Below are 18111 nucleotides of genomic sequence, written 5' to 3' on the forward strand. Positions count from 1 at the left end.
ACCATGAGCCTTCCAATCATTCTCGTGCTGGCGTTCCTCGGCAGCCTGTTTCTGATTTTCCTCGCCACACGCATGGGCACGTCGACGCTGCGGGCCAGCTCGCGTCAGATGGCTGGCGAGATAGAGTCGTCGCTCGCCGACGCGTTCGTGTTCGTGAACCGGCAGAAGGCCGCTGCGTGGAGCATGGTCGTCATTGTGGGCTTGCCGATCGTCGTCTTTCTATTGAGCCACAGCCTTCTCATTGCGGCGGCTTCGATTCCAATTGCGATGATGTTGCCGCGCAAATACTTCAAGCGCATGCATAAGAAGCGCACCGAAGCGATCGAGAAGCAATTGCCCGACGCGCTGCTCATGATGTCCGGCGCGCTTCGTGCGGGCGCCAGTTTCCCGACGGCGCTGGAAGCCGTGGTGCATGAGACACCCGCTCCCATTTCGCAGGAATTCGATCTGTTGATGCGGGAAATCCGCCTTGGCATCGACTTGGACATTGCCATGCGCAACGTCGAAAAGCGCATTCCCATTCCCGACTTTCTGATGATGACAGCAGCCGTCACGATCGCGCGCGAGGTGGGCGGCAATCTTGCCGAAGCACTGGAGTCGGTGGCGCGCACGCTACGCGAAAAGCTGACGATGGAAGGAAAGATCAAGGCGCTCACATCGCAAGGACGCATGCAGGGAATCGTAATGACCTGTCTGCCGCTGTTCCTGATGCTGGTGCTGCGCTTCATGGAGCCGAAGGCCATGGCGCCGCTTTTCACTGAGCCGGTCGGCTGGGCCACGCTTGCAGTGATCGGCGTGATGGAGCTTCTCGGCTATTTCTCAATCTCCAAGATTACCAATATCGACGTCTGACCATGCTGCTATTCATCGCTCTCGCCGTCAGTGTCGGGCTGGTTGTGCTTATCGGCATCGGCTATATGTCGGTCAGCGGCCTCGCCAGCGCCGTGCCGCAAGAGGACCGCACGTTTCTCGATCCGCTGCCGAAGTCGCTGCGCCCATTGTGGCCGCTCGTCAATTTCGTGGTCCACCATTTCGGCTCGCGATTCAGCAATAAGCTCGTTGAGAAAACCGACCTGCAATTGCGCCTCACGTCGCTGACGTTTCTGATGAACGCGCATCAGTTCATCGCGCTGTCTATCATCGGCGCGGTCGTCGCTTCACTGCTCGCGCTTCTGGCTATGCTCGCGCTCGGCATTTTCTCAGTGCTCGTGCTGCTTGGCGCCGCCATGCTTGGCTACTTTTATCCGCGCATCTGGACGCGCGACGTGCGGCGCCGCCGCGTCGCGCAAATTCTCAAGCATCTGTCGATCTATCTCGACTTCCTGACGCTTGCCGTGGAAGCGGGCCTGAACATCAACGGCGCAATCCAGAAGGCCGTTGAAAAAGGCCCCGAGGGCCCTTTGCGCCGGGAACTCGAGCATGTACTACGCGACCTGAAATCCGGACTGAACCGCACCGAAGCGTTGCGCCGCCTTGACGACCGTTTGCGCATCCAGGAAGTCACGAACTTCGTCGGTGCGGTGGTGCAGGCCGAACGGATGGGTGCCGGTCTCGCCAAATCGCTGCGCTTTCAATCCGAGCAGCGCCGCTCCGAGCGCTTCCAGCGAGCGGAGAAGAAAGCAATGGAAGCTCCGGTGAAACTCGTATTTCCGCTGCTGGTGTTCATTTTTCCGATCACCTTCATCGTGTTGGGTTTCCCGATCGCAATGAAGTTCGTGCAGGAGGGCTTCTTGTGAAATTCGCGCGCCTCAAGGTTCACGGGAAAGACGCAGGCATCCACGTCTCGATCACGCAGACCATGTGCGAACGCATGCGTGGCCTGCTCGGCCGCGACTCGCTGCCGCCCGGCGAAGCCATTCTGCTAAGACGCTGCGGCTCCGTACACACATTCGGCATGCGCTTTGACATCGACGTGCTCTTTCTCGACCGGCATGAACGTGTCGTCGCGATTCATCACGGGGTGCGCAAGCGACGCCTGCTGCTCAACCTGCGCGCGGCCCACACTCTGGAGATGCCGGCCGGCGCGGCTGGCAAGCACGGTTTGGCCGTCGGCGATTATTTTGTTTTCGAGGCAACCTCGTGAAATTTCCCTCATCCGGCTTACCGAAACTGCGGTCCCGTGCTGATTCGAACAGCGACGCACGCAAGCGCAAGCAGTCGGGCCAGTCGATGGTGGAGTTCATCATCATCGCGCCGTTACTGTTGTTCGTCTGTTTTGGCACGTTGCAGTTCGTGCTGCTTTACCAGGCGAAGTCGACACTGGATGTAGCCGTGCTCGAAGCCGCGCGCGAAGGCGCAGTCAACCACGGCTCGATGCAGGCAATGCGCTCGGGCCTCGCACGCGGACTCGCGCCAATCTACGCCCGCCAGGCGAGCGCCGAAGGCGTTGCCGCCGCACTCGCGAAAGCTCAGGCCGACGCGAACAATTTCAGCGTTATCACCGTGCTCAATCCCACGAGCGCCGCCATCGGCGACTACGCGCGACCACGCTACCATCCGGAAGAAGCAGCGACCTATACCGAGATTCCAAACGACTCGCTGATGTATCGCGACTCCTCGATATCGTCTGCCGCATCGTCGCGAATGAACATTCAGGATGCCAACATCCTGAAGATACATGTGCACTACTGCTACGACATGTATGTGCCGCTAGTGAACAAAGTGATCTATTACGCGGCAAACGTGATCGGCCCTATCGGCACGGGCGGAATCTTGACTCGCGAGCCTGCCCGGCCCGACCTCGATCCCTTCGGTTTTCCGAAGAATGGCGACACCCTGTGCAGAATCGAGCTCGTGGACGGCATTAAGACGGGCCGCTGGCCAATCTCGCTGGACTCGGAAGCGATAGTGCGCATGCAGTCGCCGCTTAGAGAATCGGCGCTGAACGACTCGCCGAATCCGACAGGCAATTGACGGTGCGTCGGTGGCTGCTGATCGCCGTGGCCGCGGGCGGCGCTTATCTACCGCTGCTTGCTCACGCAGTCGACGTTGTCCTGACGCGTGGACGCCCTGCGTCCGGCGTTGTGATGATGGTCGGAGGAATGGGAGTTGACGCGGAGTCCGCCGCGCTATCTGTTGGCACGGCGTCGCGCACCATCGCCTCCTCACCTGACGAGACGGACGGCCGACAATCCGTCGTAATTCAGCCCCGCGGTCCATTATCGGCTGACCTCGTACAGCAAGCGTCCGCATCGGCGGTCGCGCGAGTGATCGCACTTTCGCCCATCATCGACCAGGCCGCGCGCGCCGCCGGCATGGACAGCGCACTGTTGATGGCGGTGATCGAGGTGGAGTCGGGAGGCAACCCGCAGGCGGTCTCACCTAAAGGCGCAACAGGGCTCATGCAATTGATGCCCGGCACAGGCGCGAGGCACGGTGCGTCAGATCTTTTCGACGCACGTCAGAATGTCGCTGCAGGGGCCCGTTATCTGAAAGGCCTGATGCGACAGTTCGGCGACCTGCCGCTCGCGCTGGCGGCTTATAACGCCGGCGAAGGCGCCGTGCAGAAGTATGGCGGGCAAATTCCACCGTATGCGGAAACGATGAGCTATGTGCCGAAGGTCATCGCCCGATACAGGTGGTATCGCAACGTAGCCTCTTCAACGGCCACGGCGTTGGAAAAAGAAACGCCTGAACGCGCCTATGGCCGCTTGTTCATGGTCGGTTCCCAAGTCAGAAACTGACGGACAACCTGCAACCGGGCTCTCACTCTGCCGAGTCCGGTTCTGACCTCAGCGCTTCTGCAATTGATTTGTCGAGAGTTGCGACTGCCTCGGCTACTACCGGCACGAGCGCCGTTGCCAGCTCGCTGTTCTGCGCGCGCGCCGCCGCCTCAAGAGCGGTGAGGAGCGCAATCAACGCACCGCAGTCGAGCATGCGAGCCGAACCGGCAATGCGATGCGCCGCGCTGCCGACGCCTTCCCAGCGCGCCACCTGCAAGTGCTCATGCAAGGATGCCAGCGTCGTTTGATTCGTGTCGGCAATCAGCCCAAGCAAATGTGCGGCGGCATGTTCATCGTCGCCAACCAGGTCCAGCGCCTTTCCCCAAAGCAGACGCGGATCGGGACAAGATATTTCGGTTTTCACGGTGCACGTGCCTCGCTCGTCACGCCGACGCAATCCGGCAACGCCGCGCCAGATCGATCAGTTCAACCAGTGATTTCACGCCCAACTTGTGCATGATGCGGGTTTTGTGACTGCTCACGGTCTTGTTGCTGATGAACAGCGCGTCGCCGATCACCTTGTTCGACATGCCTTTCGAGAGCATCTGCAAAATGACGAGTTCCTTGTCGGAGAGCAACATGATTCTGCCCTCGTCGCCGCTCGGCGACACTCCCGGCGTAATGCTCGCGCCGTTGGGCGCGACCGGAAATACGGTGTAGCCCGCCAGCACCGCTTCCACGCCGCGCATGATCTCCTTCATCTCCTGCGACTTGCCGACAAAACCGTGAACGCCTGAGCGCATTGCGCGCGGCGCGAAAGTGGCCGGGTCGTGCCCCGACAGCACCATCACACGGATAGAGGGATGCACGAGTTTGAGACGCGGAATGACGTCAAGCCCGCTGATGCGCGGAATGTCGAGGTCGAGTATGACGAGGTCCGGCTTGTACTGGCGAGCCATTTCGACGGCTGTCTGACCGTTGTCCGCCTCGATGACTTCTTCGACGCTCAGCAATTGCATCAGCTGCAACCTGACGATCATCCGGAACGCTGGGTGGTCGTCGATAATCAGAATAGTTGACATGTATTGCGTATCTCCTGAAAAACATCCATTGCCGGTTGCGGTCGATCGCGGTCGATTCCGGCCCACTGCGACGGTCTGCTGACCATGCGCCGCTTGCGTGTTGGGGCTACCACGTCCGGCGGCGATACAAAGGCACATTAGGAAGCGGCAACGACGAGTTCGATCTCCACGCGGCGATTCGGCGCGAGACATCGCACCAGATCATCACGCCTGGTTTGTCGGCACTCGACCAGTTGATTTGCGCTGGCCAGGCCACGAATCGCAATCGGCGAGGTAACGCCGCGAGCGCGCAAGTACCGCGCTACCGTTTGTGCACGTTGCAGCGACAAGCTCTGATTATGTGCGTGGTCGCCGAGACGGTCGGTGTAGCCGGTGATTTTCAGTTCGCGAAGCGCCGCATCCGCTTTTAGACCGCGCGCCACTGCGTCCAGCTCGCGTCGGCCGGCGGGCAGCATCGCGACATCGTTGCCGCCGTTGAAACGGAACAAGGCATCGGCGCGCAACGTGACTGTCCTGGGCGACTTCCCGCTCGGCGCCGTTGCGCCCGCGGCTACGTCCTGCTTGCATTGCAATGCCCTTTCAGCCGACTTACGCAAGTTGTCCTGAACGTCTGGCAGGCGCTTTTCGGCATTGGCGAAGCTTCGCATCCATGCGTCGTGCCCGGCTTGCATCAGCTCCACTTCGGCGCATGCGAGCGGCGGTTGCGCCTCGTGACATGAGGCGACGGCAGGGTCCGACTTGATGGTATTGACGATCTGCCAAAGATCGGGCCGCACGGTGGACACGGTGCGCAGCGCAGGATTAGCAGCAGATACCGGTGTGCCGCTTTCCAGACCCATGGTAATGGTCGCCGCCTGGCCGATGGCCTCTTCGACGAAACCCCAATGGTCGCCGGACTGCCGCGTTTGTTGAGCGGCGTTGATCCAGCATTGGGCCTTCGCGCGAAAGTAGCCGTTCTTTTCCGGCGGCAGGCGGTCGAGCCGCGCTTGCAACGAGACTAGCGCCGAAGCGCCGTTAGGGACGAGTGCGTACGTTTGGACCCATTGCGGGTTGGCAGCGCCTGCCGCCTCGTCTTGCGAGGCGCCAACGCCGGATGTGAGCAGAGTGGAATCCTGGATGCCGAGCCGTGCGCGCGCGGCGTAGTCCGCGCAAGCTGTTAGTGTCAGCGCGCACACAAGCACGGTTAGCGGGGTTTTCATTAAATGTCTGCGTCTTGCGCATCTTCTTATCGAGGGATAAAAGTATGACGAGACGGACAAGCCCGCGGAATGGGATGAATCTTAGAACGATGTCATAAGTTGTCGAATGGCGCGCTGCGTCAATGAGGCTGGCGGTATATGTCGACCCACGCTTATGCCCTGACCGCCCGCGCCGCGTTGCGGCCACGAAGCCACTCCAGCGCCAGCAACAGGCAGGTCGAGAAAACGATCAGGATGGTAGCGAGCGCCGCAATAGTCGGGCTGATATTTTCGCGGATGCCGGTGAACATCTGTCGCGGCAGCGTCGTCTGATCGGCGCCGGCGAGGAATAGCGTGACGACGACTTCATCGAACGATGTCGCGAACGCGAACAGCGCACCGGAAATCACACCCGGCGCAATCACAGGCAGCGTGATGCGGAAGAACGTCTTCACCGGATTGGCGCCGAGCGACAGGCTTGCGCGCACGAGGTTGTAGTTGAAGCCCTGCAATGTCGCGGCCACCGTCGTCACGACGAACGGCACACCGAGCGACGCGTGCGCGAGAATCAGCCCGATATAGGTGTTGGCGAGACCGAGCGGCGCAAAGAACAGATACATGCCCACGCCAACTACGACCACCGGCACGATCATCGGCGAAATGAGGATTGCCATCAGCAAGCCCTTGCCGCGGAAATTCGCTTTGGTAAGTCCAATTGCCGCGAGTGTCCCCAGCACGGTCGCGACCACCGTCGCGGACGGCGCGACGATGAAACTATTCTTAGCCGCCATGCGCCACTCATCAGACGCAATCAGATTCTGATACCAGCGCAGCGACCAGCCCGGAATCGGATATACCAGAAAAGTACTCGATGAAAACGACAGCGGCACGATCGCAAGCACGGGCAGGATCAGGTACAGCAGCGTGAGCACGGCGAGCGTGCGCAACGCGAAATACCATACGCGCTCGATCAGCGACGTATGTGGCGCAAAGAGGGGCTTGGCAAGTTTCATGGCGGTGGGCTCCGTTCAGCCAAGGCTCAGCGATGAGCGCGTGAAGCGTCCGTAGATCGCATACAGCACGAGCGTGGCGGCAAGCAGCAGCCCGCCGAGCGCGCATGCCATGCCCCAGTTGATCGTCACGTTGGTGAAGTAGGCGACGTAGTAGCTGACCATCTGGTCGTTCGGTCCACCAAGCAGCGCCGGTGTGATGTAGTAGCCAATGGCCAGAATGAAAACCAGCAACGCGCCTGCGCCGATGCCCGGATAGGTTTGCGGCACATACACACGCCAGAATGCGGCGAACGGATGACTGCCGAGCGAAATGGCCGCGCGTTGATACGTGGGCGGGATGGACTTCATCACGCTGTAGAGCGGCAGGATCATGAACGGCAGCAGGATGTGCGTCATCGAAATGTACACACCGGTGCGGTTGAACAGCAGCGCCAGCGGATCGTGCAGCAAGCCGCTGCCGATCAGCGCCTTGTTCACGAGCCCTTCGCTCTGCAAGATCACGATCCATGCGGCGACGCGGACCAGGATCGACGTCCAGAAAGGAATCAGCACGAGAATCATCACGAGGTTCGCGCGACGCTCGGGCAGCGTGGAAATCCAGTATGCGAGCGGATAACCGAGCAGCAGCGCAAAAAACGTGACGGCCGCGCCGATCACGAAAGTACGGCTGAAAACGGCGAGATAGATCTGCTGGTCGGGATCGGTCGGGATGATGTGGCCGAACGCGTCCTGCTTGTGGTCGAGTGAAGCGAGCAGATAAAACGGCGAATACGGGCTGCCGTTCTTCGCGATGGCTTGCCAGTACGCGATGTTGCTCCAGCGTTCGTCGAGTTCGGCGAACTTCGCGTGGAACTGGGCGGGCGTCAGTTGCAACGGCTGGTTGTTGTCGTCGACGAACGGCATGGCGCGCGCCGACTTGGCGATTAGTGACCGATAACCGGGAATCTCCACATTGAGCCGTCGCGCGAGCGCACCCATGCCGTCGCTGTCGGCGATCGCGGTCAGGTCGGTCGCCAATGCGGCGTATGCGGCGTCGGGCGGCGGCGTCTTGCGATCCCAGGTGCTCAATGCGCTGAGCGTATGCGGCAGCGCGTTCACGACTTCCGGATTCTGCGCGGCGCGCGTCAGCAATGCGCCGATCGGCACGACGAAGATCAGCAGCAGAAAAATCGCAAGCGGCGCAATCAGCAGCAACGCTGTGGCGCGCTTTTTCGCTTCCGCGGCCTTCAGTTCGCGCTTGAGGCGGCCGATCGATTCCGGCGTCGAATCGGCGGCGATCGTCATCGTAGTCACACCCGTTCTCCTGTCGACGGGAGTTAGTGCTTTAGCACTTACTTCCGTCCCATGCAAAGCTGTCGACGGGAGTTAGTGCTTTAGCACTTACTCCTGTCCCATGCAAAGCTGTCGACGGGAGTTAGTGCTTTAGCACTTACTCCTGTCCCATGCAAAGCTGTCGACGGGAGTTAGTGCTTTAGCACTTACTTCCGTCCCATGCATCCAAACCCACGCGCACCGACCTCACACCCTGCGCGTGCTTCCTCACATCACGCGCTCCCTACTTCGAAGCCCACGACGAAAAACGCTGCTCGAGTTCGTCGCCATGGTCCGTCCAGAACGACAAATTCTGCAGAACCGCGTTCTTGCCGTTGGCCGGCGAGTTCGGCAGGTTCGCAAGCGTCTTCGCGTCGAGCGCCTTGATCGCCGCCACGTTCACCGGACCATAGGCGATGTGGTGCGCGTAGTCCTGCTGCGGCTTCGACGAAATCGTAAAGGCGATGTACTTCTCGGCGAGCGCCTTGTTCGGCGAGCCCTTCGGAATCCCCCAATAGTCGAGGTCATAAATGCTGCCGTTCCACACGACCTTCAGGTTCTTGCCTTCCTTCTGCGCGGCGTCGATCCGGCCGTTGTACGCCGTCGACATCACCACGTCCCCGGCCACGAGGAATTGCGGCGGCTGCGCGCCCGCTTCCCACCACTGGATGTTCGGCTTCAACTCATCGAGCTTCTTGAATGCGCGGTCCTGGCCTTCCTTGGTCGCCAGTACCTTGTAGACGTCTTTCGGTGCAACACCGTCGGCCATCAAGGCAAATTCGAGGTTGTAGCGCGCGCCCTTGCGCATCGCACGCTTGCCGGGGATCTTCTTCACGTCCCAGAAGTCGGCCCAGCCCGACGGCGCGGTCTTCAGTTTGTCGGCGTTATACGCGAGCGCCGTCGACCACACGAAAAAGCCGACGCCACAAGTTTGCGGCGCTTCCGGAATCAGATCCGACTTCTTGCCGATCTTCGACCAGTCGAGTTTCTCGTACAGACCTTCGTCACAACCGCGGCCGATGTCGCCCGACTCGACCTCCACCACGTCCCAGTTCACATGCTTGGCCTCGACCATCGCCTTGACCTTGGCCTGCTCGCCGTTGTATTCGACGGCGGTCACCTTGGTGCCGCTCTGCGACTCGAACGGCTGGTTGAAGGCCGCCTTTTGCGCGTCCCCGTTCGCGCCGCCGAAATTCACGACCGTCAGTTCGGCCGCATTGACCTGCGCCGCGCCGAGCGCGAGCGCCACAGCACCGACAGCGACGGCACAGCGCGATTTCCCGATCTTGTTCATGGTGTGTTGCTCTCCTTTGGTGGTGGTTTCAAGCATCATTCATGCGACTTTTTTATGTGCTGCCGACCGCTCTTCTCATGCAATCATGCGCGCGTTTTGCGCGATCACGCCCCCGCGAATACCCGCAGATGCTCGGGCGCAAACTCGAGCGCGACGGGCGAGCCGGGTGCGAAGGTATTGAGCGCATCGGTGCCGAGCGGCACCTTGACGAAGCATTCGTCCTGTTGCGGCAAGCCGCAGCGCATGCGCACGTGGTCGCCGAAATAGATGAGTCCGCGTGCTTCGCCGCTGAGCGCATTGGCGCCCGCCCGCGCCGCGCCGTTGTCGCGATTCGCGAGCTTCATGCGTTCAGGCCGGATGCACGCGACTGCCGGCGTGCCCGCCCGCGCGCCGCCGATATTGCGGCCAGTGAGCCGCGTACCGTCGACGAGGTGAAACTCGCAATACTCTCCGTCCACGTTTGCGATCGTGCCGCGCAGCTTGTTGCTGTCGCCGATGAAGTTCGCGACGAACTCATTGCATGGCGATTCGTAGAGACGGTCCACGGTGTCGAGCTGCTGCACGATGCCTTTGTCGAACACGGCGACGCGATCGGACATGGTCAGCGCCTCGCCCTGATCGTGGGTGACATAGACAAACGTCACGCCGAGCTTTTCGTGCAGCGACTTCAGTTCGTACTGCATGTGTTCGCGCAACTGCTTGTCGAGCGCGCCGAGCGGTTCATCCATCAGCACGAGCTTGGGCTCGAACACGAGCGCCCGCGCGAGCGCGATGCGCTGCTGTTGTCCACCGGAAAGCTGCGCCGGATACCGCTTCGCGAAGCTCTCCATGCGCACCATCTTCAGCGCGTTGTTCGTGCGATGAGCGCGCTCTTCGGCGGAGAGCTTGCGCACCGTCAGCGGATACGCAACGTTCTGCTCGACGGTCAGGTGCGGGAACAGCGCGTAGTTCTGAAACACCATGCCGATGTTGCGCTTGTGCGGCGGCACGGTGTTGAGCAACGTGCCGTCCAGCCAGATCTCGCCGCCGGTGGGAAATTCGAAACCCGCGAGCATCATCAGGCAGGTGGTTTTGCCGGAACCGGACGGCCCGAGCAGCGTCAGGAATTCGCCCTGATAGATGTCCAGATCCAGTTGTTTGACGACCAGCGTTTCGCCGTCGTACGTCTTGCGCACGCCTCGAAAGCTGACGATCACTTCATCCGTTTTCATCGCCGTAGTCTCCTCTGCCGGTCCGGCCGGCTGCCTTTGATAAACAGCGGGCTCGCATCAACTGCGTGGCCCACTATAGACCGTTACGGTTCTACAATATGGAACCATTTCATTATTCCGGATAGAACCACTTGGATACGATCATCTTGTCGGATTGGCTCGCTGCCAGGCTTGATCGCGCGGCCGCCGAGCCGATCTACCGGCAGACTTTGCGGCTGATGCAGCAGGCGATCCTCGCCGGCCAGTTGCCGCCGGGCACCAAGCTGCCAAGCTCGCGCATGCTCGCCGAAGACCTCGGCATCGCGCGCAATACGGTGCTGCATGTGTACGACCAGTTGACCGCCGAAGGCTATGTGATCTCGACCACGGGCAGCGGGACGTATGTCGCCGACACCCAGCCGGACACAGCCGCAGTCAACGCACGGCGCAAGCCAGCGGTCGCGGCGGTGGACTCGCAAGGCAAGCCGGTCGCGGTTCCGGGCAAGACGGCAAAGCGCGACCTGAGCGATCTGTCCAATCGCGGCCGGCGCCTGATCGGTCAAGCCGGCGTGTCTGCAAAACAGTGGGGCGCGTTCATGCCGGGCGTGCCCGACGTCGCCGAATTTCCGGCGCGAACCTGGAGCCGCTTGCAAGCGCGCTTGTGGAAAGAAGCGAATCCCGATCTGCTGACCTATGCGCCGGGCGGCGGCTACCGGCCGCTGCGCCGGGCGTTGTCCGACTATTTGCGGGTCGCGCGTTCGGTGAATTGCACGCCGGATCAGATCATCATCACTACGGGTATTCACCAATCCATCGATCTCGCGGTTCGACTACTGACCGACGTCGGCGACCGCGCATGGGTCGAGGAGCCGTGCTATTGGGGCGCACGCAGCGTGTTGCAGTCGTCGGGGATCACACTCGTCCCCGTGCCGGTTGACGAAGAAGGCCTCAATCCGCGCGAGCAGGATTTGCAGCAGCCGCCACGTCTCGCGCTGGTCACGCCGTCGCATCAATACCCGCTCGGCATGGTGATGAGCCTCGCGCGCCGCCGCACCCTGCTCGAATACGCGCGCCAGCACAACGTGTGGATCATCGAAGACGACTACGACAGCGAGTTTCGCTACGGCAGCCGGCCGCTCGCATCGCTGCAAGGTCTCGACGATGCAGGTCAGGTGATCTACGTCGGCAGTCTCGGCAAGATGCTATTTCCCGGCTTACGCATGGGCTACATGATCGCGCCGGAGCATCTCGTCGACACATTCCGTATGGGCATCGCCGAGCTTTATCGCGAAGGTCAGCTGATGCAGCAGGCGGTGATGACAGACTTCATCATGGACGGGCATCTCACCTCGCATGTTCGGCGAATGCGAGCGTTATACGGCGAGCGCCGGCAGATTCTGATCGATGCGATTACCGCGCGCTTCGGCAACGAACTGCCCGTCATGGGCGACGAGGCCGGTTTGCATCTCGTGCTCGGGCTGCCCGATCATGCCGACGATCGCGCGGTAACGGCGGCAGCGTTCGACGCCGGCGTGATCGTGCGGCCGCTCGCGAGCTACTACAGCAGCGATCCGCCCGCCATGCGCGGACTGCTGCTCGGTTACGCGTGCGTGCCGAACGAAAAGATCGGACCCGCGTTCGATACGCTCGCGCGCGTGATAGAGCAAACGGCGCTGAAGAAGCCGACGCGCGCGGCGTGAGGGCGAGGCGCCTGGAAGGCGTGAGTGCAACGCTTGCGGCCGGCTTGAGCGCCATGCTTGCGGCGAACCCCGAGCACAAAGCTCAAGGCAGCGCCGACAGCCGCCCCGAACTACCACGCCGCACGTCGCTCACTTCAGCCCAAAATCGACTCGCGTGGTCGCACCTTTATCGTTGATGCCGTCTGCGTCCAGCTTCGGTGCGACGATAAACACGCGGCTGCTGTCTATCTTGCCGTCCAGATACTGCTGCACGCTCTGCGCCCGCTGTTGCGCGAGCTGCCGCAAGCTGGCCTCGTCGATAGGCGCGTTGGCCGCAAGCGCGCTCTTCATGTCGTCGTCGGGCATGCTCTTCGTCAGGCCGACGATATTGCGCGGCTTCTTGAAGTCCGCGGATTTATACGCCTTGGTCAGATACTTGTCGTATTCCTTCGGATCGACGGTGACGCTCGACAACTCCACGCTCTGACCGTTGCCCACCACGTCCTTGATTTTCTGCTGTTTGACGAGGCGGTCCACATAGCGTGCGCGCAATGCGGGCTCGTCGAGCTTCGGATCCACGCGGCCGATCAGGTCCATTTTGATCGACGGTTTCGAGCCGAGCGCCTTCACAATCGTGTCGAGCTTCTTGTTGTCTTCTTCCGTGAGCTGCGCCGAGCCGGGTTCGAATTCCACATAGCCCAACTCTTCGCCACTCCCGCCGAACGCATGGGCGATCAGCGAGAACGGCGCAGTCACCGCCTTTTGCAGCAGATTGAGCACCGCATGCCAGATCAGCCCGCCAACGCTGAACTCGGGATTCGACAACGAGCCTGACACGGGTAGATTCACGTCGATTTCACCGCGCGAATTCTTGAGCAGCGAAATGGCGAGCCGCACTGGCAGTTTGGTCGCCGTGTCGTTTTCGACATGATCGCCGAACGTCAGTTGATCGATAAACAGATGGTTGTCCGCATTCAGCTGATCGTTCTCCAGCTTGTAATGCAGATCGACGTTCAACTTGCCCTTGGTAATCGGATATCCGGCATATTTCGCGGAATATGGCGTGAGATTAGTCAGTTCGATGTCGTGCGCGCTCGCGGTCAGATCGAGCGCCGGCTTCGCGATCAGCGGATTGACGGTGCCGCGAATGGACAACGGACCGTTGGCCGCCAGCTTCGCCGCGATTTCGACAGGCGCAGACGTGGTCGACTGTGTGCCGAATGCGCCTACCGTGCCTTGAATGCCGACCAGGTTCGCCGTGTAGTTCGGCTTGATGAAGTTATCGGTGTACGTCACGCGGCCTTGCTGCAAGACGAGTTGGCCGAAATGCAGCTTGACCGGGCTTTGCGGCGGCGTTGCGGCCGTAACCGTCGCGGGCGCAGCGGACGACGCAGGAGCGGACGCCGACGCCACCACGGGCGCCGACGCAGCAACGACAGCCGACGCTGTCGGCGGCGTCAACGGCACGGGCTCCGCACCGCCCTTGTTGTTCTTGTCGCGCGTGAGCGACTGCGCTGCGCCGGTTTCATGCGCGACCACGTCGGTGAGATTCAGCTTGCCTTGTGCGTTGAGCAGCACGCGTCCATAGAACTTCGTGAAGGTGACGCGCTCCGCGTCCACCGACGTGCCGTGCTCGTCGTAATCCGCTTTCAGCTTGGACAATGCAAGCGAGCGCCATCCCGCGAACGGGTCCGAGGTTGCCTTGTCGAGCATCCGAACGTCGACAAGCGCAACGTCGCCGCGATAGCTCGCCTTCAACGACTTCGCCTGGCTCAACGCAAGATCGCCGCTGGCATTGAGCAGCGCGCTCGCGATCGCAGCATTCAACTTGCTGCCGAAATACGGTTCAAAAGCCGCGGCGTCGAGCCGGTTCGCGTTCACCTTGACAGCGACCTTTAGCGGCGTTGCGGTAACGTCACCCTTGAGGTCGAGCGTGCCTTTCCTGTTTAGCGTGGCTTGCAGTTCGACCGGCAGCGGGCGGCCGAGGTCCTCGCTGATCTGCTTCACTTTCAGCTGCAGCGGCGTGATGCCCAGTTTCACCGGCTGCGGCGTGGTGTTGTCGGTGAAATTGGCTGTGGCGTCTTTGAGATTCAGTTCGCCGATCTTGTAGCGCCACGCCGGTCCTTCGGCTTGTGCTTTCTTCGCCGCATGGATCGCCGTGCGCGCCGGCTCGGCCTCGTGAGAACCCGCGAGCGACGCCAGGTTGATGCTGCCGTCTTTGAGGCGTTGCACGTCCACAGCAAGGCCCGTGGTGTCGACGCTCGTGACGTCGGCCGTGCGGGCATTCAGGTCCACCTGCTTGACCTTCACGCTGCCTTGCGCGAGCGCGATCAAAGGCTCCTTGCCGCCGCGCGCCGCCACCTTCAACGAACGCATATCGAGTTGCGTATCCGCGACCATCACGGCAGCCGGCGACTTTGCCCAGTTCGCGCCGATATTCGCCGTCGCGGACAGCGCGCCGTCCGTCACCTGCGCAGCGGTCGCGGCGTCGAGATACGGTTGCAGCAGCGGCAAATTCAATGACTTGATGTCGAGCTTCGCGCTCGCGGTTTTAGCGGCGAGGCTCAATGCACCGGCCAGGCCGAACGAACCACCGCTGCGCTTCAAGTCGGTATTCAGCGTGTAATGCGCGGGCGCGGTGGCCAGCGTGGAAAAATCGGTCAGCGTGACAGCGAGTTTTTCCAGACCGACGTCGACGGGACGCGATGCGGCTTCGTCTCGCACGTTCACCGTACCGTCATTGAGCACGAAGCGTTTGATCGAGAGATCGAGCGGCGGTGCGGGCTTCGCGGCATTTTTGGCGTCACTTGCGCTCGATGCCGCCGCCGGCGTGCTCGCCTGGGATTTCGCCGCAGCAGGTGTAGATGCAGCCGCCGATGCGCTCGCCGATTCAGCCGCCGCCTTCGCAGCAGCCGGCGCGGGCGCGAACATCCGCTCCACGCTCAGCACGCCGCTTCTGTCACGCGCGAGATTCGCGCTCGGCGCGTCGATACGAATATCGTCGAAATGATAGAGGCTCTTCAGCGGCTCCAGTGTGCGCGCGGCGACATGCACGGTGCGCGCTGCAAAAAACGGCGCCTTGCTCTGGTCCTGCACGTTGACGTCGTTCAGATCGACGGTGCCGGCAACGCGCAGCGTCGGCGCGTCGTTCGACATGACGAAGTTCAGCTTCAGATCCGTGGACAGCTTGCCCGACTGCACGATCACCGGTAGCTTGGTCGGCACGTACGAGATGAGGCGCGGCACGTCTAGCCCGTCGAAGCGCAACGACACTTCCGACTCGCGCGACGCGGCGAATGGCTTCGTCTTGCCGTCGATGGCAATCGGACTGCCGTCGATCCGCGCGCGCAGTAACGGCTCGACGAAGATATCGGTCTTGGACGGCAACGTGGCGATAAACGGAATGCCGAGCTTCCATTGATCGATTACATGAGTCGCGCCGAGCAGTTTGTCGTCGAATGTGATCTGGCCGTTCTCAAGACGAATGTTCGACACAGAAAAGAGCGTCGGCTTGGTATCGGGCGCGCTCGGCTGCTTCGAAAATTTCTCGATCAGATCCGTGAAATTAAAGCGCTGCGCGTCATAGCGAACCACATGGAAGCGCGGCGAGTCGAGCTGAACTTCGTCGATAATCGGCGCTGCGCGAAACAGCGAACTCCACGACGGCTGCACGATAAGCCGCTCGATATCCACGAAATTGCCCGGACCGCCCCGTTCGCCGATATGTACGCGATCGGCTTCGAGTTTGAGCGTATAGGGATTAAGCGCAATGCGGCCGATAGTTGCGGGCCGGTCGAGCTGCTTGCTGAGTTGCTGCTCAGCGATGTGGCGAATCAGCGGCGGCGCCGCGAAAAAGCCCAGCAGACCGAACAATACGATGAAGATCAGCAGACCTGTGATGACGCGCCGTGTGCGCCGCGACTGCGCGACATCGCGCATGGTCCGCATGGAAGAGGCGAATGATGCTTTATTGATGCTTGCCATGCTCGGTTTTGGGTAATGCGGCGGCAAGCCCGCCGCTAAACGAAAATCCCGCAAGCGGCAGTATAAGTCGTGAATCTTTCGTGGGATAGAAATGTAAGCTGAGCTTACACAATAGCTCGCACTATAAAGCCGCGCGTCCGTCACTCACATGGCGCTATGACGGACACGCTGATCGGCCTTCGAATCTCGCGGACTGCGCGCGCAGCCGACTCGTGCGGATTACTGACGCACGACGGCCGGCGGTTGCCAGGTGCCGTCGGTGGCTTGAGGCTTCGGCGCGTATAAACGCAGCACCAGTTGCAGATCCGCGCGCGGCGCCGGCAGCCAATTGCCGCTCTTGCCGCGCGTGGACGACACGGTCACGTCGAGCGATCCATCGCGATTGCGGCGCGCGCCGTTGCGATCGCCAACCGCAATACGCGCCGGCGCGCTTTCGCCGAGCGCGCCGTCTTTCGTGTAAGCGGTAATCGACCAGAAGCCGCGCACCGGCGGCAACTGATTCGGCGCAAAGTGAATCACGTAGCGATTCGCGCCGTTGAGCGCGTGACCGTCGCTGTCCTGAGTGACGACCGCTCGCACTTCGTCGTCTTTCGTGCCGATACCGGGTTGCGCATATGCAGCGTATGCGCGCAGTGCGTAGTCCGGGCCGTAGTTGCCCACGCTATCGCCGAACCAGCTCCAGCCATTGCCGGTCAGCAAGTTCGACGGCGGCGTCACCACGCGTTCGTGACCATCGGCGAGACCGGCTGCAATCGCCTCCGATGCGGCAGGCAGCTTGACGGGCTGGTCCGGCGTCACACCGAGGTCGGAAAGGATTTTCAGCGCATGCGGATCGGCGGGCTCCGGCGGGTTGTCGGCCAGCGCCTGCGCGAGCCGGTTGAAGAAGCCGTTCGCGTCGAGCGCTGCGACTTGCGCGGCAGGCGTGCCCGCTGCGCTGCCGGTAGCGGCGGCGTCGGCATTGCTGCGCGGCGGCGCAATCGACACCGAACGCGCGTCGCCCGCATAGACGGAAAGCGGCGCGACGCGGATCGCCCGTTGCAGCTTGCGAACCGCAGTCAGATCACGCGTGCCGTTCGACTGAATGCGCACGCTCACCCATGCGTTGCGGGTTGGGACATCGACGCGCTTCACGTTTTTGGGCAGATCGCCCTGCCAACCCGGTCCGACGAAGGCGATGGCTTGCGCCTTGATGCCAGCCGCGCGGCTGGCGAACTGATCGCTCGTCGACCAGACCACGTTGGTCCACATGTCGAGCACACGGGCGTCGACGTAGCGGCCATGCGAGTCGGGCAGCGCGATGATCACCGGCTCCGCGCCGACATCCAGCCAGCCGGTTGAATCCAGCGTATCGAGGCTCGGCTGCATCGGATTGGCCGCGCCGATTGGCGGCAGCGCCTGCGCATGGCGCAGCGTATTGAGCGGCGCCCGACCGGGTTCGGTGCCGACTGCCGCGTCGCGCGCGACGCCCATCAGTACCAGCGGATAGCCGAACACGTATGAATCGGCGACTTCGTCCTTGATCCAGCCAGTGGATTTTTGCGTCGTGGAAGGCGTCGACGCACAACCGGTGAGAAATGCGAGGCCCGCGAACGATACGCAGGTCCAGTAATTCAAAAACAGTGCTCGGCGATTTTTTATCATTCGTTCAATGGGCGGAACGTGCTGTCCAAAGGGAGACGCCGGCGCGAGCGCAACGGTGCTCGCGCGGTCTCCCCAAA

General features: G+C 61.7%; 15 protein-coding genes. 6 read left to right on the top strand and 9 right to left on the bottom strand.

From position 1 onward, the window contains the following. Positions 1-3 precede the first annotated feature (3 nt). From JMY24_RS31695 to JMY24_RS31715, 5 genes are read left to right on the top strand one after another with little or no spacing between them, the layout of a single operon-like run. Positions 4-852: a type II secretion system F family protein gene (locus JMY24_RS31695; protein ID WP_128598001.1), complete on the top strand. Its 849-nt coding sequence runs from the start codon at positions 4-6 to the stop codon at positions 850-852. Positions 853-854: 2 nt separating this feature from the next. Further along, the gene (locus JMY24_RS31700; protein WP_128598002.1) at positions 855-1736 is read left to right on the top strand and encodes a type II secretion system F family protein; all 882 of its coding nucleotides are present in this window, start codon (positions 855-857) and stop codon (positions 1734-1736) included. Next, positions 1733-2083 carry a DUF192 domain-containing protein gene (locus JMY24_RS31705; protein ID WP_128598003.1) on the top strand — a complete coding sequence of 117 codons (351 nt, stop codon included), beginning with the start codon at positions 1733-1735 and terminating at the stop codon, positions 2081-2083. Before JMY24_RS31700 ends, JMY24_RS31705 begins: the two co-directional genes overlap by 4 nt. Then, entirely contained in the window at positions 2080-2913 is an 834-nt protein-coding gene (locus tag JMY24_RS31710) for a TadE/TadG family type IV pilus assembly protein (RefSeq protein WP_413231284.1), read from the top strand. Before JMY24_RS31705 ends, JMY24_RS31710 begins: the two co-directional genes overlap by 4 nt. A gap of 2 nt (positions 2914-2915) precedes the next feature. Next, positions 2916-3683: a lytic transglycosylase domain-containing protein gene (locus JMY24_RS31715; protein ID WP_128598004.1), complete on the top strand. Its 768-nt coding sequence runs from the start codon at positions 2916-2918 to the stop codon at positions 3681-3683. Positions 3684-3705: 22 nt separating this feature from the next. Here JMY24_RS31715 and JMY24_RS31720 read toward each other — a convergent pair whose 3' ends face one another. The 7 genes from JMY24_RS31720 to JMY24_RS31750 form a co-directional block, all read right to left on the bottom strand. After that, a complete protein-coding gene (locus JMY24_RS31720; protein WP_128598005.1) occupies positions 3706-4086 on the bottom strand; it encodes an Hpt domain-containing protein in 381 nt (126 codons plus the stop codon). 19 nt (positions 4087-4105) lie between these two features. Next, positions 4106-4744, bottom strand: coding sequence for a response regulator transcription factor (locus JMY24_RS31725; protein WP_128598006.1), 639 nt, complete (start codon positions 4742-4744; stop codon positions 4106-4108). A gap of 137 nt (positions 4745-4881) precedes the next feature. Continuing rightward, positions 4882-5943 carry an OmpA family protein gene (locus JMY24_RS31730; RefSeq protein ID WP_128598007.1) on the bottom strand — a complete coding sequence of 354 codons (1062 nt, stop codon included), beginning with the start codon at positions 5941-5943 and terminating at the stop codon, positions 4882-4884. Between the two features lie 152 nt (positions 5944-6095). Further along, the gene (locus JMY24_RS31735; RefSeq protein WP_128598008.1) at positions 6096-6935 is read right to left on the bottom strand and encodes an ABC transporter permease; all 840 of its coding nucleotides are present in this window, start codon (positions 6933-6935) and stop codon (positions 6096-6098) included. Positions 6936-6950: 15 nt separating this feature from the next. Then, the gene (locus JMY24_RS31740; protein ID WP_128598009.1) at positions 6951-8228 is read right to left on the bottom strand and encodes an ABC transporter permease; all 1278 of its coding nucleotides are present in this window, start codon (positions 8226-8228) and stop codon (positions 6951-6953) included. Positions 8229-8490: 262 nt separating this feature from the next. Then, a complete protein-coding gene (locus tag JMY24_RS31745; protein WP_128598010.1) occupies positions 8491-9540 on the bottom strand; it encodes an ABC transporter substrate-binding protein in 1050 nt (349 codons plus the stop codon). A 104-nt stretch (positions 9541-9644) separates the two neighbouring features. Then, positions 9645-10751, bottom strand: a complete 1107-nt coding sequence (locus JMY24_RS31750) for an ABC transporter ATP-binding protein (RefSeq protein WP_128598011.1) — start codon at positions 10749-10751, stop codon at positions 9645-9647. A 131-nt stretch (positions 10752-10882) separates the two neighbouring features. Here JMY24_RS31750 and pdxR point away from each other — a divergent pair, with 131 nt between their 5' ends. Beyond that, positions 10883-12430 carry a MocR-like pyridoxine biosynthesis transcription factor PdxR gene (pdxR, locus tag JMY24_RS31755; protein ID WP_201703537.1) on the top strand — a complete coding sequence of 516 codons (1548 nt, stop codon included), beginning with the start codon at positions 10883-10885 and terminating at the stop codon, positions 12428-12430. A gap of 129 nt (positions 12431-12559) precedes the next feature. On the opposite strand, the gene JMY24_RS31760 is transcribed toward pdxR, so the two are convergent. Both JMY24_RS31760 and JMY24_RS31765 read right to left on the bottom strand, forming a co-directional pair. Beyond that, entirely contained in the window at positions 12560-16393 is a 3834-nt protein-coding gene (locus JMY24_RS31760) for a DUF748 domain-containing protein (RefSeq protein ID WP_201703539.1), read from the bottom strand. A 219-nt stretch (positions 16394-16612) separates the two neighbouring features. Next, positions 16613-18034 carry a DUF1254 domain-containing protein gene (locus JMY24_RS31765; protein WP_201703541.1) on the bottom strand — a complete coding sequence of 474 codons (1422 nt, stop codon included), beginning with the start codon at positions 18032-18034 and terminating at the stop codon, positions 16613-16615. Positions 18035-18111 lie beyond the last annotated feature (77 nt).

The sequence above is a fragment of the Paraburkholderia kirstenboschensis genome (assembly GCF_904848585.1).
Classification (GTDB): Bacteria; Pseudomonadota; Gammaproteobacteria; order Burkholderiales; family Burkholderiaceae; genus Paraburkholderia; species Paraburkholderia kirstenboschensis.